Here is a 24,839-nt window from a genome sequence, read left to right as displayed (position 1 = left end):
TTCGTTCTCTTGAAGGTGAAGTAGTCTATAACGTTTGCGTCTAAAGTAAGGATTAAATAAGACGGGTTTCATGGTTGGCGTTAATGATTTTTGTAGCTTTGTAATCGTTTCGCCCACTAGGGGTATTGTAGAGAATTAGTTGTGTTATATCTAAAAATAACAGACTATAATTTTTTTTAGATGAAAAAAATTCAAATGGTTGACCTCAAAGGTCAGTATAACGATATAAAAGACGTCGTTAATCCTTCAATCCAAGAAGTAATTGAAAATACAGCATTTATTAATGGTCCAAAAGTTCATGATTTTCAAAAGAATCTAGAGCAATATTTGGGTGTAAAACATGTTATTCCATGTGCTAATGGTACTGATGCTCTGCAAATAGCTATGATGGGCCTTGGTTTAAAACCAGGCGATGAGGTGATTACCGCCGATTTTACGTTTGCAGCTACGGTTGAGGTTATTGCTTTGCTGCAATTAACCCCAGTTTTAGTTGATGTAAATGAGGATGACTTCAATATCAATATTGAAGCTATAAAAAGAGCTATTACGCCAAAGACAAAAGCCATAGTGCCGGTGCATTTGTTCGGTCAATGTGCTAATATGGAAGCAGTAATGGCCATTGCAAAAGAACATAATTTATTTGTTATTGAGGATAATGCCCAAGCTATTGGAGCAAATTATACCTATAAAAATGGAGAAAAAGTAAAGGCAGGTACCATTGGTCATGTAGGGGCTACATCCTTTTTCCCTTCTAAGAATTTAGGTTGTTATGGAGATGGTGGAGCGATTTTTACTAATGATGATGATTTAGCACATACCATTCGTGGAATTGTTAATCATGGGATGTATGAACGCTATCATCATGATGTTGTAGGTGTGAATTCTAGACTTGATAGTATTCAAGCGGCTGTTTTAGATGCAAAGCTTCCGCTCCTAGATACATACAATAAAGCACGACAAACTGCAGCTAGAAAATATAATGCTGCTTTTAAAGATCAGGATGGCATTATTATTCCAAAAACCGTAGGTGGTTGCGATGGGGTATGTGATACATGTGATTGTCATGTGTTTCATCAATACACCCTGAGAATTCATGGTGTTGATCGGGATGCTTTAGTGCAACATTTAAATGAAAAAGGTATTCCATGTGGGGTTTATTACCCAATTCCTTTACATAAACAAAAAGCCTATGAGGATGAACGTTATAATGAGGAGGATTTTGAAGTCACCAATACATTAGTGAAAGATGTTATTTCATTACCAATGCACACAGAATTAGATGACGAACAAATAGAATATATCACAACAACAATTACAAACTTTATAAATGGATAAAATATTAGTTACTGGTGGTTTAGGATTCATAGGGTCACATACCGTTGTAGAATTGCAAAATGAAGGATATGAGGTTGTTATTATAGATGACTTGTCAAATTCTTCTGAAAAAGTATTAGATGGAATTACGGCTATCACGGGGAAAACACCAATTTTTGAAAAATTAGATTTAAAAGATAGGGCAGGAGTTGAAACGTTCTTTGCAAAGCATAATGATATAACAGGAGTGATTCATTTTGCAGCAAGTAAGGCCGTTGGAGAAAGTGTACAGGAGCCCCTATTGTATTATGAAAATAACATAGGCACTTTAGTTTATATTCTGAAGGAATTAAAGAAGTTACCATCAGCAGCATTTATTTTTAGCTCTTCTTGTACGGTTTACGGACAAGCAGATGAATTACCAATCACAGAGAATGCTCCTGTTAAACAGGCCGAATCTCCTTATGGTAACACAAAGCAGATTGGTGAAGAAATTATTAAGGATACTTGTAAGGTGGTTCCATCAATAAAGGCCATTGCGCTACGCTATTTTAATCCAATTGGGGCTCATGAGTCTGTTGAAATTGGAGAATTGCCTATTGGAGTACCGCAAAATTTGGTCCCTTTTATTACTCAAACCGCTATAGGTTTACGTCAAGAATTATCAGTTTTTGGAAATGATTATCCAACAGAGGATGGCACTTGTGTTCGTGATTATATTCACGTAGTTGATTTAGCAAAGGCTCATGTGATTGCTTTAGGGCGTTTATTGCAAAACAAAAACAAATCGAGTTATGAAACCTTTAATCTTGGTACTGGTAAAGGAAGCTCAGTATTAGAAGTGGTAAAATCGTTTGAGAAAGTTTCAGGAAAGAAATTGAATTATAAAATTGTTGGCCGAAGAGAAGGTGATATTATTTCTGCTTATGCTGACACCAATAAAGCAAATGATGAATTAGGCTGGAAAACAAAATTGTCATTAGATGACGCTATGGATTCTGCTTGGAAATGGGAACAGAAAGTTCGGGCTAATGACTAATCTAACAAACAGATAATAAAGAAGGTTGCTAAAAAAAATTAGTAACCTTCTTTATTTTAAGCTGTTTTCTTCTTTCGGAAGCTTACCAAGAGTAAAATAACCATACCTGTAGTTACTGATAAATCGGCAAGATTAAAAATTCCAGTTTTAAAAACACCTCCTAAGTCTATAAACAGAAAATCAGTTACAGAGCCATATGCAATTCTATCATAGACATTGGCAATACCGCCACCAATAATACTTGCAAAAGCAAATAATGTCCAATTATCTAATGATTTGTCTTTTAAAATATGAAGGAGTACATAGCCCAATACAATTATAGGAAGGATTAATAATAGAACAATTCTTAGGCCTGGGCTTAAATCACTACCCATTCCTAAGAATGCTCCGGTGTTTTCTACATTCATCAGCACAAAATATTCACCTATTAATGATATACGTTCGCTGGGTGTAAAGTCCGTTCTACCAACCACATTGGCTCTAACAATGACTTTTGAAATTTGATCAGCCGCTATAGTTAGAATAATGACTAGTAAAATGTAAACATTCCGTTTTGTAAGTTTCATTTAGCTATTGGCATCAAAAGTTGCAGAAGCTACTTCAGAAGCTCTATTTATTTTTTTAACTAGTCCTTGTAGTACTTTGCCAGGTCCAACTTCTGTGAATAATGTCGCGCCGTCGGTAATCATTTGTTGCACAGATTGCGTCCAAAGTACAGGTGCTGTTAATTGCGCAATAAGATTTGCTTTTATGGCTGATTCATCAAGTATTGCAGTTCCAGTTACATTTTGATAAATAGGACAGTTTGGTTTGTTGAATGTGGTGCTTTCAATGGCTGCGGCTGTTGCTGTTCGTGCAGGTTCCATTAGCGGGGAGTGAAAAGCGCCTCCAACGCGTAAAACTAATGCGCGTCGTGCACCTTCTGTTTTTAGCGCTTCACAGGCTTTATTAATAGCTTCTAATTCACCTGAAATTACCAATTGCCCTGGACAATTATAATTTGCAGCCACTACAATACCTTCCGTTGTGGCGCATATTTTCTCTACGATATCATCATCTAATCCTAGAACGGCAGCCATTGTTCCAGGGTTTGAGTCGCACGCTTCTTGCATGGCGTTGGCTCTAAGCGAAACAAGCTTTAATCCGTCTTCAAAATTTAAAGTGCCGTTGGCTACTAAAGCAGAAAATTCACCTAAGGAATGGCCAGCAACCATATCAGGTTTAAAACTTTCACCTAAAGTTTTGGCTAAAATCACAGAATGTAAAAATATTGCGGGTTGTGCTATTTTGGTTTTTTTAAAGTCTTCATCAGACCCTTCAAACATAATATCAGTAATATTAAAACCTAAAATATCATTAGCTTGTTCAAATAGACCTTGAGCTAAAGGTGAGTTCTCATAGAGATCTAGTCCCATTCCTAAAAACTGTGCACCTTGTCCTGGAAAAATATATGCGTTCATATGGATTATTTTTTTAGTGTTGCAAAAGTAATAATTATAAATTTAGGTATTATCTATGGTTTTAATAATTTTGGCAGGGTTTCCTGCGATTACAACATCATTCGAAAAACTTTTAGTCACCACCGATCCCGCTCCTATCACAACATTGTTACCAATAGATACGCCTGGACAAATAACACTGTGCCCCCCAATCCAAACATTGTCACCAATACAAATAGGTTTGGCATACTCTAGGCCATTATTACGTGCTTTAAATTGAAGTGGATGTGTTGCTGTGTATATCTGAACATTTGGTCCTAGCATCACATTATCGCCAAAAGTTACTGTAGAAACATCTAAAACACAACAGTTAAAATTCATATATAAGTTTTTGCCAGCTTTTATATTATAGCCGTAGTCACAATAAAAAGGGGGTTCAATATATAAGTTCTCTCCGGCATTTTTAATAAGGGTCTTCATAACATTCTCCCGTTCCATGTTGTTAACCTCTCCCAGAGAATTAAACTTATTTTGAAGTAATCTACTTTCATACCTATCTTGAGACAACTCCTCGTCAGAAGGGTTATATAGTTTGCCAGCTATCATTTTTTCTTTTTCCGTCATAAAAAATATTGAGCAACAATAGGGCTGTTTAAGATAAGAAAATTAAAAGTTTTGAGAGGCAGCTTCGGCACATCGTTCGCCATCCATAGCCGCTGAAACAATGCCACCAGCATAGCCTCCGCCTTCACCACAAGGGTATAAGTTAGTGATTTGAGGGTGCGTTAAATGGGTTGTTCTTGGTATAGAAACGGGCGATGAGGTTCTTGATTCCACACCTACAATATTAGCTTCTTCGGTATAATAGCCTTTCATCTTTCTGCCAAAAGCATCAAAGCCTTTACGAAGTCTACTACCTATAAATTTAGGTAGTAAAGAGTGTAAAGGGGCTGATTTTAAACCGGGTTGATACGAGCAATCATTCAAATCATTTGATAATTTTCCCGTTACAAAATCAGTTAAACGTTGGGCGGGTGCTACTTGACTTCGGCCGCCAGAGGTGAAAGCTAAGCGTTCTAAGTTTTTTTGATATTCTAAACCTTTTAATGCTCCAAATTGTTCATATTTAGGTAAATCAGTATCCACATTAATTTCAACTACAATACCAGAATTAGCAAAGCGGTTGTTTCGTTTAGACGGAGACATACCGTTAACCACTACTTCGCCGTTAGCTGTGGCTGCAGGTACAATAAATCCGCCAGGGCACATGCAAAAAGAATAAACGCCCCGATTATTGACTTGCTGCACCAATCCATAGGAAGCGGCAGGTAATAATTCATTACGAGGCCCTGAGCAATGGTATTGAATAGAATCAATAATATGTTGCGGATGTTCTACACGAACGCCCATGGCAAATGACTTTGCTTCAAGAGGGATTTCTTTTTTATGAAGTAAATAATAGATATCTCTTGCAGAATGACCTGTAGCCAATATGACCTGATTAACAGATAATACATTGCCATTTTGAAGATGTATGGATTGAATTTTATTGTTTTTTATATCGAAATCAGTAACTCTAGTTTCAAAATGAATTTCGCCGCCATATTTTAGAATAGTCTCACGAATATTTTGAACTACTTTTGGCAATTTATTAGTACCAATATGGGGGTGAGCATCAATTAAAATTTGATCCGTAGCACCGTGAAATACGAGGTTTTCAAAAATACGCCTTACATCACCTCGTTTTAGACTTCTAGTATAGAGTTTGCCATCACTATAGGTTCCAGCGCCACCCTCTCCAAAGCAATAATTGGAATCTTCATGTACAAAATGATCTTGGTTAATAGCTTTTAAATCGCGCCGTCTATCCTGAACATTCTTACCGCGTTCTAAAACTATAGGTTTAAAGCCTAGTTCTATACAGCGCAAAGCGGCATACATTCCAGCAGGGCCAAAACCAATAATATGAATGGGTTTTGCTTTTGAAATGTCTTTGTAATCAAAATGATATTCGCTTTTTTGAGGTAAAGCTTCTCTTATATATACAGCAACTTTATAATTTAATATGATTTTTGGTTTTCGAGCATCAATGGATTTTCGAAGAATTTTAACGCCAGTGATATCTTCTTGATCAATACCCAGTTTTAACGCTGATTTTGAAACTAAAATAGCACTGCGTTCTTCCTCCTTAAGTGTTATACGAAGTTGAATTTCTTTTACCATATGGCGAAATTACTGAATTTTAGGATGAGGAAATAGCTTAAGAAGGTTTACTTGATTTTTGTTTCTTGTAGATAAGCTCTGCTGTAAAGCAAAAAACAATTATAGAAACAGCAACAATAACGCCCGTCTTATTTGATGTGTACTGCTGTTTTATTAGAATTATTAAGGAAATAGAACAAAGTAAGAATCCTATGAAGGGCACAATTCTGTTGCTTTTAATAGGCTTATAAAGTTTAAGAGCAACAAGATTTACAATGGCGAATATTAATAGGAATCCTACACTACCGGCGGTAGAAATACTTTCTAATTCTAAAAGGTTTGAAAGGACCAAAGTGGCTATAGCTGTGATTAATAAACCTATGGGTTGGTTCCATAATTGATATGTTAAGTGATGCGGTAGTTCATCGTCTTCTGCAATTTCATAGCTCACGCGACTGCCTCCATATAGAGAGGCATTAATTGCAGAAAAGGTAGATATTAAGGCGGCAATTGTAATGATGGTAAAGCCTGTTTGTCCAAGCATTGGTTTTGCTGCCTCAGCTAATACATAATCTTCGGCAGTGGCGATAGCACTAAAAGGGAGTGAGCCTATAGTGACTATGGCAATAATAACATATAACAGAATCACAAAAAGTACTGAATAAAAATAGGCTTTAGGGATGTTTTTTTCTGGATTTATGATGTCTGGCGCAGCATTGGCAATTAGCTCAAAGCCTTCATAGGCAACAAAAATAACCATGCCCCCAGTTAAAAGGCTTATTGGAGCCTCCCAACTTGAAATGTTTAATTGCGAAAGGTTAGGATTGCCTGATAAACCATAAACACCAATGAATACAAATGATAACAGTATGATTAACTTAATAATTACGGCATAAGATTCTATTTTTCCTACCACCTTTATGCTGTAATAATTAATGCCAGTGGCTAAAATAATAATACTCGTGGCATAAATATGAAAGTCCATTGCTGTACCTGTAATCTGAAATAAGTTTGGCGCATAAGACCCGAATGCCGAGGCATAAAGTGAAAGCATAATTATATAGGATAACCATAGCAAATTGTTAATACCTCCACTAAATAATGATTTGCCAAAACCTTGGTTTATAAATTTAACAGTGCCGCCGCGGTCTGGAAATGCTAAGGATAGCTTTACATAACTATAAGATGTGATTAAAGCTATGGCACCGGCAAATAGAAAAGCGATGGGTGTGCCACCCTTAGATAAAGAAACCGCTAAACCCAATACAGCAAAAATACCACCACCAACCATTCCTCCAATACCTATGGACATGGCTTCTTTAAGACCTATTTTTTTACTCATAAAGCTGATGTTGTTTCGCTAAGTTAGGATTTTTGGGGATTAGATTTCTATTTCTAGTTTAACTATTTAGGTTTATGAAAACACGATGTGTTTGCAACTGTCAATAAATCAGTATATTGAAGTTTAATTATGTGTTTTGATAAAATTATATTTAACCATTTTACTTTTTCCAATCATCTGTTTTTCGCAGGACTATGTTGATGTTTTAAAGTTAGGTTATGGTCGTAGTTTTCAAAATAATTTTGAAGGCGCTGAGGGTAGTACCTATATTTCAACCCTAGAGGCTAATTTAACCCTCCCAATAGTTCTAAATAAAAACAATGCAATAATCACTGGCGGTATATTTAGCAGAAATAAATTGCAGTTGTATCCTCCACAGAATGGTTTAGAAAGCCCTTTTACAAATTTATATAGTACCACCTTAAAAGTAGGTTTAAGCTCAACGTTTTCTGAAAGATGGGGAATGACTTTAGTCTTTTTGCCTAAAATAGCATCCGATTATCATGATGTTTCAAGTAATGATTTTTTTATGGGTGGTTTTGGAATTTTAAAATATCAAAAGCGGGAAAATGTTCTATATCGTTTTGGTTTATATAGTTCTTCCGAAGCTTTTGGGTTTTATACCACGCCTATTTTAGGATGGTATTCTTTAAGTAAGGATAAAAAAATAGAGATGGATATTTTTATGCCTATTTCGGTAGATATAAATTACACCTCGGGGGAGTTTACTTATGGTTTTAGTTATTTTGGAATAGGGCGGAGTTTTAATATAGAACAAAATGACTTAAATCAATATGTGCAATTAAACTCTTTAGAATTTGCAGGATATGCACAATATAATAGATTGTTTAAAAATACCATACTCAGAGCCAAGCTTGGCTATGCTAGTGATGATTATGAAGTACATACTTATGGTGATAAAATTGATTTTGGATTTATCGCATTTAACTTTGGCGATGATAGGCAACAAAATAATCCTAAAATACAAGGTAGTATGTTTTTTAAACTGGAACTGATTTACCGTATCCAATTATAAAATGGAATACTATATTAATGACTTACTGTTTGGTATAAGTAATAAACGAGAATTCATAATCATGCTTATCATCTTTTTGATGAAATGTATTGGCGGTTTCCTTCCAAATATTTTCGTCAACAATTGGGAAAAACGTATCGGCATCAAAGTTTTCGTGTACCCGAGTTAATTCTAGGGTGTCCGCCAAAGGCAATGCTTGTTTGTAAATCTCACCACCACCAATAACAAATGGTTGAGAATCACTTCTACTGGCATCTAGGGCGTCAGTTAGGCTATTTACAATAATAACCCCTTTTGGTGCTTTATAATCACTTTGTCGTGTAATAACAACATGCGTTCTATTAGGAAGCGGCTTAGGGAAACTTTCAAAAGTTTTTCTTCCCATGATAATATGATGGCCGTTTGTTAATGCTTTGAATCGTTTTAAATCATCGCTAAGATGCCATATTAGTTTATTCCCTTTACCAATAGCATTGTTTTCTGAAGCAGCAACAATGATGGTAAGGCCCGTTTTTTTGATTTCAATGTTCTCATTGGCTTCAGATTGTAATTCACTTTCTGCTAATAAGGTTTCTTCTTTGATAAGTTTTGATTTTATTTTTTCAATACGTGTCTGTTGTTTTGATACTAGTTTAGCCATTTGTTTTTGCTCCCAAGCTTTCCCCAAGAATCTATTCGTGACAAACACATTAAATACGTGATAGATTAAAAAGAATAACCAAACTAAAATAGCAATGAGGAACCACTCTTTACCAAATAAGGTAAATTCCTTGCCAATACCAAGCACCGTATTGGCAACAATTAAGAGTACGCTACCAATTAAAAAGAAAATAAAATGGACATATAAAGCTTTTTTTTGCTTGATACGTTTTTGAGCATTTTCTAATAATTCTAATTGTTCTTTGTCTATAGATGGATTCGTTTTCTTCTTGCCGAACATAGTTTTAAAATATGGAGTGTAAAGTTAGAATTTTTTTGCTGACATCATAATGATAGTTGAATTACTAGTAAAATGAAGGTTTTCGAAAACGTTTTCGAATTTAAAGGTGCTGAAAATCAGGTAAAAACATAAAAAATCTATTGATAATAATATAAAATTTATGCCAATTTTTTTATGGACTACAATTATTTGTTAAGAGATATTAACAAAATGATAATTCTTATGCGCTGTAGGGACTTATATAGGCTTCAGATTAAAATAGTTTGTAAATTTGCACCGAACAACACAATTAAAATAGATAATACCTAAAAATTTATATTATGGCTATTAAAAAACAATTTTTGAAGAGCAAACCAGTTTGTAAAGTTACTTTTTCATTACCTGCAGAAGAAGCAAAGAAAGTTTCTGTAGTAGGATCTTTTAATGATTGGAATGAGAAAAAAGCAGTTTTAAAGAAATTAAAGAACGGAACTTTTAAAGGAACTGTTGATTTAGAAGCAGGAAGTTCTTATGAGTTTAAATATATTGTTGACGGCGTTTACGTTAATGAAACAGAAGCTGATGCTTATGCATGGAATGATTATGCTGGAGCAGAAAACAGTGTGTTAAATCTGTAGTTTCAAACATAAAAACGAACAAAAAAAAACACCTTTAATTATTTTAAAGGTGTTTTTTTTGTTTTTTAAACAGCCACAGTGCCTTTTATATGAGGATGTGGGTTATAGTCTAATAAAGTAAAATCTTCAAAGTCAAAATCAAAAATATCCTTGATTTCTGGATTTAAAACCATTTTTGGTAATGGCCGAATATCTCTAGATAATTGCAATTCTAACTGTTCAAAATGATTGCTGTAAATGTGGGCATCGCCAAACGTATGAATAAATTCCCCCGCCTCATAACCACAAACCTGTGCCATCATCATGGTGAATAGGGCATAAGATGCAATATTAAAAGGAACTCCTAAAAATATATCTGCACTACGTTGGTATAGTTGACACGATAGCTTACCATCAGCCACATAAAATTGAAAAAAGGCATGACATGGCGGAAGCGCTGCCTTACCATTAGCTACATTTGCACTGAAACTCTTGGAAGTATCAGGAAGTACTGAAGGGTTCCAAGCAGAGACTAACATTCGTCTGCTATTTGGATTCTCTTTTAATGCAGTAATGACCTCTTTAATTTGGTCAATCTCATCGCCATTCCAGTTACGCCATTGGTAGCCATAAACAGGTCCTAAGTCACCATTTTCATCCGCCCATTCATTCCAAATACGTACGCCGTTATCAGTTAGATACTTTGTGTTAGTATCGCCTTTTAGAAACCATAATAATTCATAAACAATAGATTTTAAATGAAGTTTTTTAGTGGTTACCATGGGGAATCCTTCACTTAAATCAAAGCGCATTTGATGTCCAAAAACACTTTTTGTCCCTGTTCCCGTTCTATCGCCTTTCTCATTACCGTTTGTTAAAACGTGTTTTACTAAGTCGTGGTATTGTTGCATATATCTTATTCTTCCTCAGGAAGGAATCTCTTATTTAAATAGTTGAAAATTACAGGTTAAAAATCTGCGAAACGAAATTAAAAAAAATGATGCTTACCTAATGGATTTGGTTTGGGATAATATCAAAAAGTTATTAACGAGATTATAAGATTTTCAATATGAGTTATTCCTATATAGGATGCAGAATTCCTAATACATGCTTACCCTATAATCATGCCTGCTATAGTAGCCGAAATTAGGGAGGCAATAGTCCCGCCTATTAAGGCCTTCATGCCAAATTGAGACAGTGTTTTTCGTTGCCCCGGAGCTAAAGAACCTATACCGCCTATTTGAATGCCTATTGATGCAAAATTGGCAAACCCACAAAGCATGTAGGTCGCCATGATAATCGATTTTTCATAATTAAGGTGAATAGCATTGGTGGCATTTTTTAAATCTGCCAATTGGATATAGCCTATAAATTCACTTGCGGCCAGTTTTATTCCTAAGAGTTGACCCATTAGTGCTATGTCTTCTTTAGCCACACCAATAAGCCACATCAGTGGAGCAAAAGTATAACCTAAAATGAGTTCTAATGATAGGTTTTCGTAAGTAGTATTTGCGGCAACCCAAGTATTTAGTGTGGTAACATCTCCAACCCATCCTAAAATACCATTAAACATAGCTATAAAAGCAACAAAAACTAAAAGCATAGCACCAACATTTACGGCTAATTTTAGGCCTTCTGTTGTGCCGTTGGCAATAGCATCTAGGAAATTAGTCCCTATTTTTTCTTGTGACACAGAAACATCAGTATTCACAGCTTCTTCCTGCGGATAAAGTATCTTTGAAATGACAATTGCTCCAGGTGCCGCCATGACAGAGGCTGCTAATAAATGTTTGGCATAAAACAAACGTAATGCAGGGTCATTGCCTCCAAGAAACCCTATATAAGCGGCTAGAACGGCGCCAGCTACCGTTGCCATGCCTCCAATCATAACCAATAGCATTTCGGATTTATTCATTTTTTCCAAATACGCTTTAATAAGTAAAGGGGCTTCCGTTTGACCTAAGAAGATATTTCCAGCAACACTAAGGCTTTCTGCTCCAGAAATTTTAAGTAGTTTAGTAAGTAGCCATCCAAAACCTTTTACCACTATTTGAATAATACCGAAATAGTAAAGGACGGAGGTTAATGCCGAAAAGAAAATGATAGTAGGTAATACCTGAAAGGCAAAAATAAAACCAAAAGTATCCATATCGACTACCAAACCTTCAAATAAAAACTTGCTACCAGCTCTTGTAAAGTCCAAAACACTTACAAATAATCCACCAATAAATTCAAAAGCAGATTTAATGACTTCTACTTTTAATACACCTATGGCTATGAGAAGTTGAAAAGCTAGGCCTATTCCAACAATTTTCCAGTTAATAGCTTTTCTGTTACTACTAAAAAGGAATGAAATAAAAATCAAGGATACCATGCCTAAAATACCACGCCATAAACTATTTAAGGAGAATCCCTGATTAGGAATGATAGGATGTGCTGCCGGTTTTACAGGGGCTTCTTCTAATGCACTAGGTTTTGGGTTTTGAATGGGCGTTTCAAAAGTTAATTCAGTAGAATCCACTAAAGTGGTTTCTTGAATGGGAATTGATGAAATGGCTTCGTTTTTACTGTTTTGAGCTTTAATTGTTGTAGAGAAAAACAAACAGATTGCAAAAAACAAAAACAGCTTTTTCATAGTTTATATGCAAGTACTACTCGCGTTTTGAAATTTCATCTCTTATATGAGCTGCTTTTTCATAATCTTCATTCGTTACAGCTTCTTCAAGTAATTTTTGCAGTTCCTCAATGGTTTTGCCTTGGAAATTTTCGCGGACTTCATTGACTTCCAGTTCGTTGGCTACTAATTCATCCATTAGTATGCTGTCCTGACTTTCTTCATCCTCTTTTTTCGGGTTTACCTTTAGATAGATTCCCGCTTTGTCCAGGATGTTCTTATACGTAAAAATAGGCGCTTGAAAACGTAAGGCTAAAGCAATGGCATCACTAGTTCTGGCATCAATTATTTCTTCAATTTTATCTCGCTCACAAATTAAGCTTGAATAAAATACACCATCAACTAATTTATGAATAATCACTTGTTTAACTACAATGTCAAATCTATCTGCAAAGTTTTTAAATAAATCGTGTGTTAATGGCCTTGGCGGACTTATTTCTTTTTCTAACGCAATAGCAATAGATTGTGCCTCAAATGCACCAATAACAATGGGTAGCTTACGATCACCGTCTTCTTCATTTAAAATCAATGCGTATGCGCCATTTTGGGTTTGGCTGTAGGATATTCCCTTTATATTTAATTTGACTAAACTCATAATATTAAAAACGTAAAGAACTGTTTAATTTAGAACTTTACCAACTGCCAAGGCAGAATTTGGTATAAAATGCTAAATTAAGCAGTTCTATAGTACTAAACAATTTATAAAAAATTATTTATTGCTGTGCTTTGAAGGCTTTTAATTTTTCTATAAGTTCTGGAACCACTTGAAAAGCATCTCCAACTACGCCATAATCTGCGGCTTTAAAAAATGGAGCTTCAGGGTCTGTATTTATTACAACTTTTACTTTTGAAGCACTAACACCGGCTAAATGTTGTATTGCACCAGATATACCAATGGCAATGTATAAATTTGAAGCTACAGGTTTTCCTGTTTGTCCAACGTGCTCACCATGAGGTCTCCAGCCTAAATCTGAAACTGGCTTAGAACAGGCGGTAGCTGCGCCTAATACATCAGCTAGTTCTTCAATCATCCCCCAGTTTTCAGGACCTTTTAAACCTCTTCCTGCTGAAACTACTATCTCAGCATCAGCTATAGTTACCTTATCAGTTGCTTTGTCAATGGATTCTATTGAAATTTTAGATTCAGGAATTGCGGGCGAAAATTCTTCTTCTGAAATTGTACTGCTAGACTCGACTAATCCAAATGCATTATTGGAAACACCAATAATTTTAACTTCAGTATTAATTTGAGTGATTTCAAAAGCTTTATTGGTAAAAGCGCTACGTTTTACTGTAAAGGGACTCGTGTTTAAAGGTGTTGCAACAACATTTGATGCGTATCCTGCATTTAATCCTACAGCAAGTAGTGGAGCTAAATATTTACTATCAGCGCTAGAGCTTATTACAATGATTTGTGCTGATTCTTGTTCTGCGGCTTGTTGAATAATAGCGGCGTAGGTATTCGCGTTAAAATTATCTAAAGCCGTATTTTTAACTGATAATGCTTTATCCACACCATAGTTGCGTAATGCGTCTGTATTGTTTGCGTTAATAGTAACGGCAGTTACTGTGGTTCCTAATTGATTGGCCACTGCTTTGGCATAAGAAGCTACTTCTAAAGCTGATTTTTTAAGCTGGCCTTGCTCTGATTCTGTATATACTAAAACTGACATATTTTTTATTTTGTCATCCTGAACTTGTATCAAGATCGTATTAATCTTTCTTTTACTGTTTAAAAAGATTCCGAATATTTTCGGAACATCATGATTGACTAAATCACTTTCGCTTCATTATGAAGCAAACTCACCAATTCATCCAAATTATCTGCAGAAACTAAAGTTACAGCGCCTTTTGGGGCTGGTTTTTCAAATGACATAGAACTTGTTTCTCCTGAAATGCTTGAAGGTTCAACAACCGTAAGTGGTTTTTTTCTGGCCATCATAATCCCTCTCATATTGGGTATGCGAAGATCGGTCTCTTCAACCAATCCTTTTTGCCCACCTATAACCAAAGGAAGGTTAGTTGATACGGTTTCTTTTCCACCATCAATCTCTCTAATAACTTTAGCATTTGTGCCTTCTACTTCAAGGCCAATACAGTTATTTACAAAGTTTGCTCCAACAAGTCCGGCTATCATACCTGGTACCATTCCGCCGTTATAATCAATAGATTCTCGTCCAGCAATTACTAAATCATAAGCGCCATCTTTTATAACAGTAGCAAGTTGCTTGGCAACCGAAAAACCATCGGCAGGTACTGTGTTTACTCTTATGGCTGCATCAGCTCCAATAGCTAAAGCTTTTCTAAGCGTAGGTTCTGTGTCTGCTCCTCCAACATTTATTACAGTTACGTTAGCGCCTTGTTTTTCTTTGAACCACATGGCTCTTGTTAAACCAAATTCATCATTTGGGTTAATCACAAATTGCACCCCATTGGTGTCAAATTTGGTGTCACCTTCAGTGAAATTAATCTTTGAAGTTGTATCTGGCACATGACTTATACACACTAATATCTTCATTTTTCTATCTATTAAAAGGTCTAATTTTTTTTCCGCAACGAAGTTAATTATTTTATTCTGAATATTTACTATGCATGCATAGTAAATATTTGAAATTTTATGATTTTGTCATTTTAATAAATCTTAATTACCTACTATTTTAATGGATTATGCGATGCTGAGTTGAATTATTTTTCATAACTGTTTTTGAAACGAATGACCACGATAAATCAATATTTTATCATCTTATTATGAGATATTTTCAATATCCATAATAGAATCGCGTAATTTTTGAATGATTAGGATTGCATTTTTTTCAGAAGTGTTATGAAATATTCCTATTTTTGCAACTCGAATTAAAATAAATTTTAATGAAGACTATTCAATTTAGAGAAGCTATTTGTGAAGCGATGAGTGAAGAAATGCGCAGAGATGAAAGCGTATATTTAATGGGGGAGGAAGTCGCAGAATATAATGGTGCTTATAAAGCATCAAAAGGAATGTTAGACGAATTTGGTGCGAAACGTGTTATTGATACACCAATTGCTGAGCTTGGTTTTGCCGGTATAGCCATTGGATCAACAATGACTGGTAATAGACCAATTGTTGAGTATATGACCTTTAATTTCTCTTTAGTAGGAATTGATCAAATTATTAATAATGCTGCTAAGATTAGGCAAATGTCTGGAGGACAGTTTAAGTGTCCAATTGTTTTTCGTGGGCCTACAGCTTCAGCTGGTCAATTGGGGGCTACGCACTCACAAGCTTTTGAGAACTGGTTTGCAAACACGCCTGGTCTAAAAGTTGTAGTGCCTTCAAACCCTTATGATGCTAAAGGTTTATTGAAAGCTTCTATTCGCGATGACGATCCGGTTATTTTTATGGAAAGTGAGCAAATGTATGGTGATAAAGGTGAAGTGCCAGAAGGTGAATATATTATTCCAATAGGTGTTGCAGACATCAAACGTGAAGGTACAGATGTAACTATCGTTTCTTTTGGGAAAATCATCAAAGAAGCATACAAAGCAGCAGATGTTTTAGAAAAAGAAGGTATTTCTTGTGAAATTATCGATTTGCGTACGGTTCGTCCAATGGATAGAAAAGCAATTGTTGAATCTGTGAAGAAAACCAATAGATTGGTAGTTTTAGAAGAAGCTTGGCCTTTTGGAAATGTCGCTACAGAAATTACTTATTTAGTGCAATCTGAAGCATTTGATTATTTAGATGCTCCAATTGTGAAAATAAATACTGCCGATACACCAGCACCATACTCTCCTGTTTTATTGGAAGAATGGCTGCCAAACAGTGAGGACGTTATTAAGGCGGTAAAAAAGGTGATGTATAAATAAAAATATTTTTTTTACGTTATATAAACTTCATTAACATGACTGTTGATGAAGTTTTTTTGTATTATGAGCATTAGACTGTTAATAGGGTTATTTTTTATTGGAGTTTATACTTCGTTTGCACAAACAAAAGTTAGCGGCTATGTGTTTGATGCAAATAATGAACCTATTTCTTTTGCTAATGTTATATTTTCTGGTTCTACGGAAGGCACCATTACCAATGAAGAAGGTCGATTTTATTTAGAGTCTGATGAAAGTTGGGAAGCGTTGACAGTTTCTTTTATCGGTTATGAAACTTTAAATATTCCGTTAACCAAGAAAGTTAATTATAATTTAAAGTTTATTCTTGAGGAAGCCGCTTCTCAACTAAATGAGGTTGTTATCATTTCAGGAAAACAACCTAAGAAAAACAATCCTGCTATTGATATTCTCAGAAAAATATGGGAGCATAAACGCAGCAATGGTTTAAAAACGGTTAACCAATACCAATACGATAAATACGAAAAAGTTGAGTTTGATCTTAACACGGTTGATAGTGCCCTAATTAAAAGTAAATTGTTTAGGGGTATGGAGTTTGTTTTTGATGAGGTAGATACCTCTCGAGTTACTGGAAAAACCTACTTACCAATTTTCATCAATGAAGCTGTATCAAAAGTATATGGTGATAATGATTTGGGAAAAATAAAGAATGTCTTAGAGGGTAATAAAAATTCAGGCTTTAGTGATAATCAAGTTATCATTGATTTTATTGGAGATTTGTATTCAGATTTTAATATTTATGATAACTATCTGAAGTTTTTTGATAAGAGTTTTGTAAGTCCATTATCAAGAACAGGTATTAGTACTTACAATTATGTTTTATCAGACAGCGCGTTTATTGATAATAAATGGTGTTATAATATTATTTACTACCCCCGACGTAAAAACGAATTAACTTTTAAAGGGGATTTTTGGGTGGCTGATACCACCTACGCTATTAAAGATATAAATTTGCAAGCTTCAAAAAGCGCTAATATCAACTGGGTTAAGGAAATTTATATTGAGCAAGAATTTGAAGTCTTAGACGATTCTCTGTTTCTTATTAAGCGCGATTATATGATGTCTGAATTTGCTTTAAATAAGAAAGAAAAATCTAGAGGTATTTATGGAAAACGAACCACGTTATTTGATAATTATGAGTTTGACATAGAAAAGGATAAAAAGTTTTATGAAGAAGAGGTTAATTATTTTGACAAGGATGTTTATGATAGAGATGATGCCTTTTGGGAAGAGAAACGTTTAGAGGAGCTTAACAAAGATGAAAAAGGGGTTTATAAGATGTTAGACACCTTGAAAACGGTTAAAAAGTTTAAAAGACTCTATAATGCAGGTAGCATATTTGCATCAGGTTATGTCGAGTTTAATTCTTTGCCTTTAGATTACGGTCCCTTGAGTTCATCAATTGGATTTAATGAGGTTGAAGGATGGCGTTTACGTGCAGGGGCCCGCACTTATTTTGGGAAAAATGATTTATGGCGAATAGAAGGGTTTTTGGCTTACGGTTTTAGAGATGATAAATTTAAGTATGGTATTTCGGGGAAGTGGCTTATTGATAAAAAGAATAGACTGATTGTTGCTGGGGGTAACAGACGTGATATTGAGCAAATAGGAGCAAGTTTAACCTATTCTACAGATGTATTAGGGAGAAACCTAGCCTCATCTGGTTTGTTTACTACAGCGCCAAATGACAAGCTTACAGATATCAATTTGACCACCCTGTCATTTGAATTGGAGCCCGTTAAAAATCTTGTTGTCAAATTGGGGGGAAGTTATCGTACTTTAAAGTCGGCCTCTCCAACCTTCAGTCTTGATTATTTTGATCCTAGTTCACCAACAGGGGTGTCTTCAGAAACTAAACAATATGAGACCGCATTATCACTATCTTATTTTCCAGGTAGGAAAATGACAGGATATGGTGTAGAACGTCTGCATGCTAATGATGACTACGCCCAATTTTTTGCCCAAGTCTCAAGAGGTATAAAGGGCAGATTGGGTAATGATTTTGATTATACTAAAATACAACTTAGGTATTTGCAGCCCTGGCAATTAGGAGCTTTTGGTAGATTGTATACTACTATAGAAACTGGTAAAACCTTTGGAGTTGTTCCTCTTGGTTTATTAAGTGTTATCCCTGGTAATCAAAGTTATTGGTCTATTTATAATACGTTTTCACAAATGGATTTTTATGAATTTGTAACCGATTCCTACTCTGCTGTCCACATTGAACATAATTTTAATGGGCGTATTTTTTCAAGAATACCTGTGGTTAAAAAGTGGCATTTGAGAGCGATCGCTGGATTTAGGACGGTGATAGGAGATATCTCTCAAGAGAATAAAGATATTAATGCTTCAGGTCTAGAGTATGTAGCCCCTTCTTCTGCACCTTATTATGAGTATAGCGTTGGCATAGGTAATATTTTTAAGGTTTTTAGAATAGACTTCAATTTTAGGGGTAATTATTTAAATAAAATAGATAATCCTGACGCTAGAAAATTTGGAGTTACTGGGTCTTTGGGCTTTTCTTTTTAGTTTACTCTCATTTTTTTGGAAAAGAATTTAATTAATCAATAAAAATGTTAATTATTTTGGTTTTCGTGGGAAAAATGACGTTTTTTTTAATAAATTTACGGCTTAACTAAAGTAGCCAATTAAATGATTAAATATTCCGCTTCCCTCGTACTAATAATTTCTCTCTTATTTAGTAGCGCACTAAGTGCCCAAGAAGAATTGAAGTTGACTTCTAAGGATAGCCTTGTAAGTAGTGCATGGGTTATTGGTCTTGGTTTTAATCTGGTTGATGATTCGGGTGCCGCAAAATTGCTAAACTTTGATGAGTTAAATGGGGTTCCATTTCCTTCAAGATTAAGCATTGGGCGCTATTTTGAAAATGGATTTGGCGTTGAGTTAATTGGTAGTTACAATGTTTATGAAGTTGGTACAGTTATAGATACGCAGCCTAATCCAGTGGAATCAGATTATTTTGGCATAGATTCAAGAATATCTTATGATTTAAATTATCTGATTGGTGAAACGGCTTGGTTTGACCCTTATTTGGGCGTTGGTTTAGGTTATACTGACGCAAATAATGTGGGTAGAGCAACTTTTAACGGGGTTGTTGGTTTTAGAACATGGTTTTCAGATAAGTGGGGGCTAGATTTCAATGCAAGTGGAAAATGGAATTTAGGAGATGAAGGCACAAATCATGTTCAGTATGGAGCAGGAGTGGTGCATCGATTTGATATAACAAAGAAACTTAGTAAAAAAGGTAAGGCAAAAGCGGCTGAATTGGAGCGTTTAAATAGAGATCGAGAAAGAAGAAGAGATTCTATTAATCGCGTTCAAATTGAGAGAGAGCGTAAGGAAGAGGAAGCCAGAAGGAAAGAAGTAGATGAAAAACTTGCTGCAAAAATAAAAGAAGCGAAATTAGCTAAAACGGCAGAATTAAAGGCTGAATTTGAAAATATAGCTGAAGAACTAGGTACTGTTTATTATGAGTTTAATTCTCCTGGACTTACTGATGAATTAAAAGAGCTTTTAGATGCTATGGCAAAAGTTATGGCTCAGGAGCCGCGCTTTATGATTAAAGTAATAGCCCATACAGATTCAAGAGGAGATTCGGAATACAACGATTGGTTGTCAAATAAACGTGCTGTAAATGCTAAATCTTATTTAGAATCTAAAGGAATAAGTCCGGCACGAATAACAAGTGAAGGAGCTGGTGAAAGAAAACTAGTAAACAAATGTAGTGATGGTGTTCCTTGTACAAGGGATGAACATAGTCGAAATAGAAGAACAGAAGTTATTCTAACTTTTGCTGAATAAACGCCTTTAAATCAATTGTGGTGATTGATTTATGTAGGCTAAAGAAACCAAAAAAGCTGAGCAATATAAATTGTTCAGCTTTTTTGGTTCTTGGAACTGTTCAAGCATAATTCTTTAAGTTATATTTATTATAATACCACTGGATTTCATTGAGATTGTTGTTAATAAGCTATTATCAATTGCGGTGAACAGCGCTTAATATAAAAACTCGTTAGATAATTATATTCTAGCTTGGATGGCATGATGATTTGGGGGTATGCAAAATACCTAAGGCATCATTACATTAAATAAAGAAATTGAATTAGGAACTTTTCAAGTGTTTTATTAGTCATTGAAATAAGGTTGTACATAAAGCTGTTTAGGGCTAATCCATGGCTGAGCTTAGAAATAATAAAACAGAAAAAAACCTTTTGAAATTATCAAAAGGCTTTTTTACTAGGGTAGTTTAAATTTAGTTCGTTGGGATAGTAATCGTTTTACTTTCAAATCCTTCTGCGGTAGCAGTTACTTTAATGGTTCCGGTAGAAGCTTTATTCGATTGAATTATAGCCAAGCATCGACCTTTTGCAGTAGTGATTTTCTTAGACTGAAAATTTTGAATGTTATCTCGTGCCCCATTATCAACGCCTAGCCATCTAGCATCTCCTTCTAAGGTGAATTCAATGTTTGTGTTTTCAGTTTTTACTGCACGGCCATGTGCATCAATCAATTGAATTTCTAGATGTGCAACATCATAGCCATTGGCTTTAATAGTTTCAGCGTCAGAACTGAATTGTAGTTCTACAGGTTTGGATGTTGTGTGTAATTCAGCGATAACCTCTTGTTCGTCAAAGCCAGCTTTTGCCGTTAAGGTGCCGGCTTCAAAAGGAATTGTCCAACGGAATAAGCGATCGGGACTCTCGGACATGCTTCGTCTGCCAAGAGAGCGACCATTAATTAGAAGTTCAACAATGGAGTAGTTGGAACAAACTTCTACCACCACGGTTTCTCCGTTTTCATAGTTCCAGTGCATGTTAGAATCGCGCCATTTATAAGCACCGCTGTTTTCCGGTAATTGTTGTCCGGATATGTTTTGTTGTTTAAATCCAGATTCTGCAATAGGCAAGGTTCCTAATGAGATGTGAGGCTTATTAATCCAAATACTTTTAAAATAGTTCCAGCCTTGTAGTTTGTTGCCAGCAAGGTCTAAAAGATCTCCCCAGCCACTTTTATTAGGCCAATCGCCATGCCGTTCTCCCATATAATCAATGCCAGTCCACATGAAAATACTGAAAATCCCCGGATTTTCAAGAACTTGTTTCCAATCATCCCAAGTTCCCGGATTTTCGTTAATGGTAATATGGGTCTCCGGAAAGTTTTCAAGTGCCCATGGAATATCTTTATTTCTATAGCTAAATCCTGAAATATCTACAGCATCAGCATAACCACTTACTAAACTTGTCTGTGGAACAACGAGATTAGCTGTAGTGGGTCTTGTTGTGTCTAATACTTTAACCCAGCCATTAACCTTGGTAGCGGTTTCAGTCAAAATGTACTCCCCTTTTTCGCTTTTATCATAGCGTTTTTTCATCTCTTCAGCTGAAAACATAGGCGCGCTACCCCAGTACTCACCTGAGTTTTGTGGCTGATTTGGATCTTTCCAAAAACCGGTGACGTATCTGTAGTGTAAATAAGTCCACTCTATTTCGTTTCCAATGCTCCATTGAAATACACTTGGATGGTTTCTATCACGAAGCATGGTACGCTCTAAGTCACTTTTTCCCCATTCTTGGAAATGTTCAACATAGCCTCTAGTGATATAATCATCATGTCGGTCATGGTAATTATTACGTTTGTCCTTTGCGTAATCTAACTCATCAAAAAATTCATTTTGAATAAGGATTCCCATGTTATCACATAAATCTAAAAACTCTTGAGAATATGGATTATGTGCAGTTCTTATGGCATTTACACCACAGTCTTTGAGTTTTTGAAGACGTCTTCTCCAAACGCCTTTTGGTACGGCAGCACCTACTAACCCGCCGTCATGATGAATGCAAACGCCTTTAACATCAGTTGATTTCCCGTTTAAAAAGAATCCTGATTTCGCATCAAAACGTAAGCTCCGGATGCCGAAAGGTGTTTCATATTGGTCTATTAATTTGCCTTTTTGTGTAATTGTGGTTATGGCCTTGTACATGTTAGGGTTTTCGCAATCCCATAATTCTGGGTTTTTAACTTCTAAGGCTTGAACAAAGGTGGTTTCAATATTTGTTTTAATAGATTGATCTTCTGAAAGGTTGGCGACTACCTTTCCTGATTTATTTAAAATTTTTGTTGTAAGTGTAAATGTTTCTTTTGCTTTTGAATCATTTTTCACTTTTACTTCAAGTCTAATTTTAGCTTGGTCTTTATTAATATCAGGAGTAGTTAGGAAAGTTCCCCATATAGGGATATGAAGCTTGTTCACGGTAATAAGTTTTACATTTCTGTAAATACCACTACCTGTATACCACCGGCTATCAGCATATCTTGAATGGTCAACATGCACGGTTAATACATTTTCTTCGGAATTAGTTTTTAAAATGTCTGTGATATTAAAATATACCGGAGAATATCCATAAGGGTTTTCTCCAAGACGTTTACCATTTAGCCAAAAAGTAGCGTTGTTGTAAACCCCGTCAAATAGAATATATGTGTTTTTTTCTGATGGGTCTGTAGGTGTTTCAAAATGTTTTTGATAAACACCAACTCCACCTGGTAAGTAGCCTGTGGCGCCTTCATATATAGAGTCAAAATCCATTTCAACACTCCAATCATGAGGAAGTCTTACATCTCTCCAATTGGTGTCATTTAATGGAACAACAGCAGGTTTGAGGGTGTCCTTTCGTAGTGAAAACTTCCAGTCGAAATTAAAATCTGTTTCTCTATTAAATTTTGGGTCTTTTTTTGAGTTAAAAGATAATAGCGTTACTAATGTAATTAATAGAAAAATGAAGGATAGCTTATTATACTTTTTAATAAAATAATATAGAGTCATACTTATTGGTATTATTTAAGTTTAGTTTTAGAGTTTAAAAATAAGCTAAATCCATTTTTTTTGTTATCACATACCACTTTTATTAGGCAGCTTATGTGCTATGTTAAGTTATTATCAAGTTTTTATTTTAAAAATGATTCATGTTTATTTAAAAAAATGTAGGGTATTGGAAATGAATTCTTGAATATTTAAAGTTTTATCAAAAAAAAGCCCTGTATAAAATACAGGGCTTAGTTAAATTTTGGATACTATGTTTATTATAGGTTAAAAGCTTCTTTAACTTTGTTTACATAGTCTAATTTTTCCCAAGTGAACAATTCAACATCTAGAGTTTTTGTTTCGCCATTAGGTTGTGAAAAAGTTTTTGATACGGTTTCGTTTTTTCTACCCATATGCCCATACGCTGCCGTTTCGCTATACATGGGTGTGCGTAATTTTAAACGTTCTTCTATAGCAAAAGGACGCATATCAAATATTTGAGATACTTTTTCTGCGATTTCTCCATCAGTTAAATTGAATGGGCATGTGCCATAAGTATTAACAAAAATACCCATAGGTTCAGCTACGCCAATAGCATAACTTACTTGTACTAAAATTTCATCGGCAACTCCAGCAGCAACTAAGTTTTTTGCAATATGTCTAGTTGCATAGGCTGCACTTCTATCTACTTTACTAGGGTCTTTTCCTGAGAATGCTCCTCCACCATGAGCACCTTTTCCACCGTAAGTATCTACAATAATTTTTCGTCCAGTTAATCCCGTATCACCATGAGGTCCGCCAATTACAAATTTTCCAGTAGGATTTATATGGTATGTGATGTCATCATTAAAAAGCTCTTGAATGTTTTTAGGTAAATTAGCTACTACTCTTGGTATTAAAATATCAACAATATCTTTTCTGATTTTTGCTAACATGGCATCATCATCAGCAAAATCATCATGTTGTGTAGATACAACAATAGCATCAATGCGCTGTGGAATATTGTCATCACTATATTCAATAGTAACCTGACTTTTAGAATCAGGTCTTAAATAGGTTATATCTTTATTTTCTCGTCTTAATTCAGCTAGTTCTATTAAAATTCTATGAGATAGATCTAAGGCCAAAGGCATGAAATTTTCGGTCTCATTGGTGGCGTAACCAAACATCATACCTTGGTCTCCAGCACCTTGTTCTTCTTTGTTCCCTCTATCAACTCCTTGATTAATCTCTTCAGACTGTTCATGGATAGCAGAAAGAACGCCACAAGAATTACCATCAAACATATATTCGCCTTTGGTGTAACCAATTTTATTTATAGTATCTCGTGCTATTTTTTGAACATCTAAATATGTTTTAGATCTTACTTCCCCCGCAAGAACGACCTGTCCTGTGGTTACTAAAGTTTCGCAAGCCACTTTAGAATCTATATCAAAAGCTAAGAAATTGTCAATTAAAGCATCACTAATCTGATCAGCAACTTTGTCTGGATGTCCTTCAGAAACACTTTCTGAGGTAAATAAATAAGCCATTTTTTTTATTTTGTGGTAAGATT

The 24,839-nt window shown here is 35.1% G+C and carries 20 protein-coding genes; 7 read left to right on the top strand and 13 right to left on the bottom strand.

Going from position 1 to position 24,839, the window contains the following annotated elements; genetic code table 11:
- Positions 1-180: 180 nt before the first annotated feature.
- Together IE051_RS04280 and galE are read left to right on the top strand one after the other, a co-directional pair.
- A complete protein-coding gene (locus tag IE051_RS04280) occupies positions 181-1,335 on the top strand; it encodes a DegT/DnrJ/EryC1/StrS family aminotransferase (protein ID WP_189359544.1) in 1,155 nt (384 codons plus the stop codon).
- Positions 1,328-2,353: a UDP-glucose 4-epimerase GalE gene (galE, locus tag IE051_RS04275; protein ID WP_189359543.1), complete on the top strand. Its 1,026-nt coding sequence runs from the start codon at positions 1,328-1,330 to the stop codon at positions 2,351-2,353. Before IE051_RS04280 ends, galE begins: the two co-directional genes overlap by 8 nt.
- 56 nt (positions 2,354-2,409) lie before the next feature.
- Here the strand turns inward: galE and lspA are convergent, their stop codons facing one another.
- The 5 genes from lspA to IE051_RS04250 are packed head-to-tail and all read right to left on the bottom strand — an operon-like array spanning position 2,410 to position 7,336.
- Positions 2,410-2,919 (bottom strand): signal peptidase II, encoded by a 510-nt coding sequence (lspA, locus tag IE051_RS04270; protein ID WP_189359542.1) that lies wholly within the window; start codon positions 2,917-2,919, stop codon positions 2,410-2,412.
- A complete protein-coding gene (fabD, locus tag IE051_RS04265) occupies positions 2,920-3,813 on the bottom strand; it encodes an ACP S-malonyltransferase (protein WP_189359541.1) in 894 nt (297 codons plus the stop codon).
- A 42-nt stretch (positions 3,814-3,855) separates the two neighbouring features.
- Positions 3,856-4,416, bottom strand: coding sequence for a sugar O-acetyltransferase (locus tag IE051_RS04260; RefSeq protein ID WP_189359540.1), 561 nt, complete (start codon positions 4,414-4,416; stop codon positions 3,856-3,858).
- Positions 4,417-4,458: 42 nt separating this feature from the next.
- Positions 4,459-6,015: an NAD(P)/FAD-dependent oxidoreductase gene (locus IE051_RS04255; RefSeq protein ID WP_189359539.1), complete on the bottom strand. Its 1,557-nt coding sequence runs from the start codon at positions 6,013-6,015 to the stop codon at positions 4,459-4,461.
- A gap of 37 nt (positions 6,016-6,052) precedes the next feature.
- A complete protein-coding gene (locus IE051_RS04250; protein ID WP_189359538.1) occupies positions 6,053-7,336 on the bottom strand; it encodes an APC family permease in 1,284 nt (427 codons plus the stop codon).
- A gap of 136 nt (positions 7,337-7,472) precedes the next feature.
- Between IE051_RS04250 and IE051_RS04245 the strand changes: the two genes are divergently transcribed.
- Entirely contained in the window at positions 7,473-8,372 is a 900-nt protein-coding gene (locus tag IE051_RS04245; protein WP_189359537.1) for a DUF6268 family outer membrane beta-barrel protein, read from the top strand.
- Positions 8,373-8,394: 22 nt separating this feature from the next.
- Here the strand turns inward: IE051_RS04245 and IE051_RS04240 are convergent, their stop codons facing one another.
- Entirely contained in the window at positions 8,395-9,312 is a 918-nt protein-coding gene (locus IE051_RS04240) for a dihydrofolate reductase (protein ID WP_189359536.1), read from the bottom strand.
- A 320-nt stretch (positions 9,313-9,632) separates the two neighbouring features.
- On the opposite strand from IE051_RS04240, the gene IE051_RS04235 reads away from it, so the two are divergent.
- A complete protein-coding gene (locus IE051_RS04235) occupies positions 9,633-9,929 on the top strand; it encodes an isoamylase early set domain-containing protein (protein ID WP_189359535.1) in 297 nt (98 codons plus the stop codon).
- A 65-nt stretch (positions 9,930-9,994) separates the two neighbouring features.
- Here the strand turns inward: IE051_RS04235 and IE051_RS04230 are convergent, their stop codons facing one another.
- From IE051_RS04230 to IE051_RS04210, 5 genes are all read right to left on the bottom strand, one after another.
- Positions 9,995-10,819, bottom strand: coding sequence for a thymidylate synthase (locus IE051_RS04230; RefSeq protein WP_189359534.1), 825 nt, complete (start codon positions 10,817-10,819; stop codon positions 9,995-9,997).
- Between the two features lie 200 nt (positions 10,820-11,019).
- The gene (locus IE051_RS04225) at positions 11,020-12,543 is read right to left on the bottom strand and encodes a NupC/NupG family nucleoside CNT transporter (protein ID WP_229796727.1); all 1,524 of its coding nucleotides are present in this window, start codon (positions 12,541-12,543) and stop codon (positions 11,020-11,022) included.
- A 16-nt stretch (positions 12,544-12,559) separates the two neighbouring features.
- The gene (locus IE051_RS04220) at positions 12,560-13,177 is read right to left on the bottom strand and encodes a bifunctional nuclease family protein (protein WP_189359533.1); all 618 of its coding nucleotides are present in this window, start codon (positions 13,175-13,177) and stop codon (positions 12,560-12,562) included.
- Between the two features lie 118 nt (positions 13,178-13,295).
- Entirely contained in the window at positions 13,296-14,255 is a 960-nt protein-coding gene (locus tag IE051_RS04215) for an electron transfer flavoprotein subunit alpha/FixB family protein (protein ID WP_189359532.1), read from the bottom strand.
- Between the two features lie 98 nt (positions 14,256-14,353).
- Complete coding sequence (locus tag IE051_RS04210; protein WP_189359531.1) at positions 14,354-15,100, bottom strand: electron transfer flavoprotein subunit beta/FixA family protein; 747 nt, start codon at positions 15,098-15,100, stop codon at positions 14,354-14,356.
- A gap of 350 nt (positions 15,101-15,450) precedes the next feature.
- On the opposite strand from IE051_RS04210, the gene IE051_RS04205 reads away from it, so the two are divergent.
- The 3 genes from IE051_RS04205 to IE051_RS04195 all read left to right on the top strand — a co-directional run bounded on the left by IE051_RS04205 (position 15,451) and on the right by IE051_RS04195 (position 20,286).
- Complete coding sequence (locus IE051_RS04205) at positions 15,451-16,428, top strand: pyruvate dehydrogenase complex E1 component subunit beta (RefSeq protein WP_189359530.1); 978 nt, start codon at positions 15,451-15,453, stop codon at positions 16,426-16,428.
- 63 nt (positions 16,429-16,491) lie between these two features.
- The gene (locus IE051_RS04200) at positions 16,492-18,993 is read left to right on the top strand and encodes a DUF5686 and carboxypeptidase-like regulatory domain-containing protein (protein ID WP_189359529.1); all 2,502 of its coding nucleotides are present in this window, start codon (positions 16,492-16,494) and stop codon (positions 18,991-18,993) included.
- 123 nt (positions 18,994-19,116) lie between these two features.
- The gene (locus IE051_RS04195; protein ID WP_189359528.1) at positions 19,117-20,286 is read left to right on the top strand and encodes an OmpA family protein; all 1,170 of its coding nucleotides are present in this window, start codon (positions 19,117-19,119) and stop codon (positions 20,284-20,286) included.
- A 451-nt stretch (positions 20,287-20,737) separates the two neighbouring features.
- Here the strand turns inward: IE051_RS04195 and IE051_RS04190 are convergent, their stop codons facing one another.
- Together IE051_RS04190 and metK are read right to left on the bottom strand one after the other, a co-directional pair.
- Entirely contained in the window at positions 20,738-23,305 is a 2,568-nt protein-coding gene (locus IE051_RS04190) for a glycoside hydrolase family 2 TIM barrel-domain containing protein (protein WP_189359527.1), read from the bottom strand.
- Between the two features lie 257 nt (positions 23,306-23,562).
- A complete protein-coding gene (gene metK / locus IE051_RS04185; RefSeq protein ID WP_189359526.1) occupies positions 23,563-24,816 on the bottom strand; it encodes a methionine adenosyltransferase in 1,254 nt (417 codons plus the stop codon).
- Between the last annotated feature and the right edge of the window lie 23 nt (positions 24,817-24,839).

Source organism: Algibacter mikhailovii (genome assembly GCF_014651495.1).
Lineage (GTDB): Bacteria > Bacteroidota > Bacteroidia > Flavobacteriales > Flavobacteriaceae > Algibacter_E > Algibacter_E mikhailovii.
The sequence above is the reverse complement of the archived record's forward strand: the minus strand, read 5'-3'. Positions and strand labels throughout refer to the sequence as shown.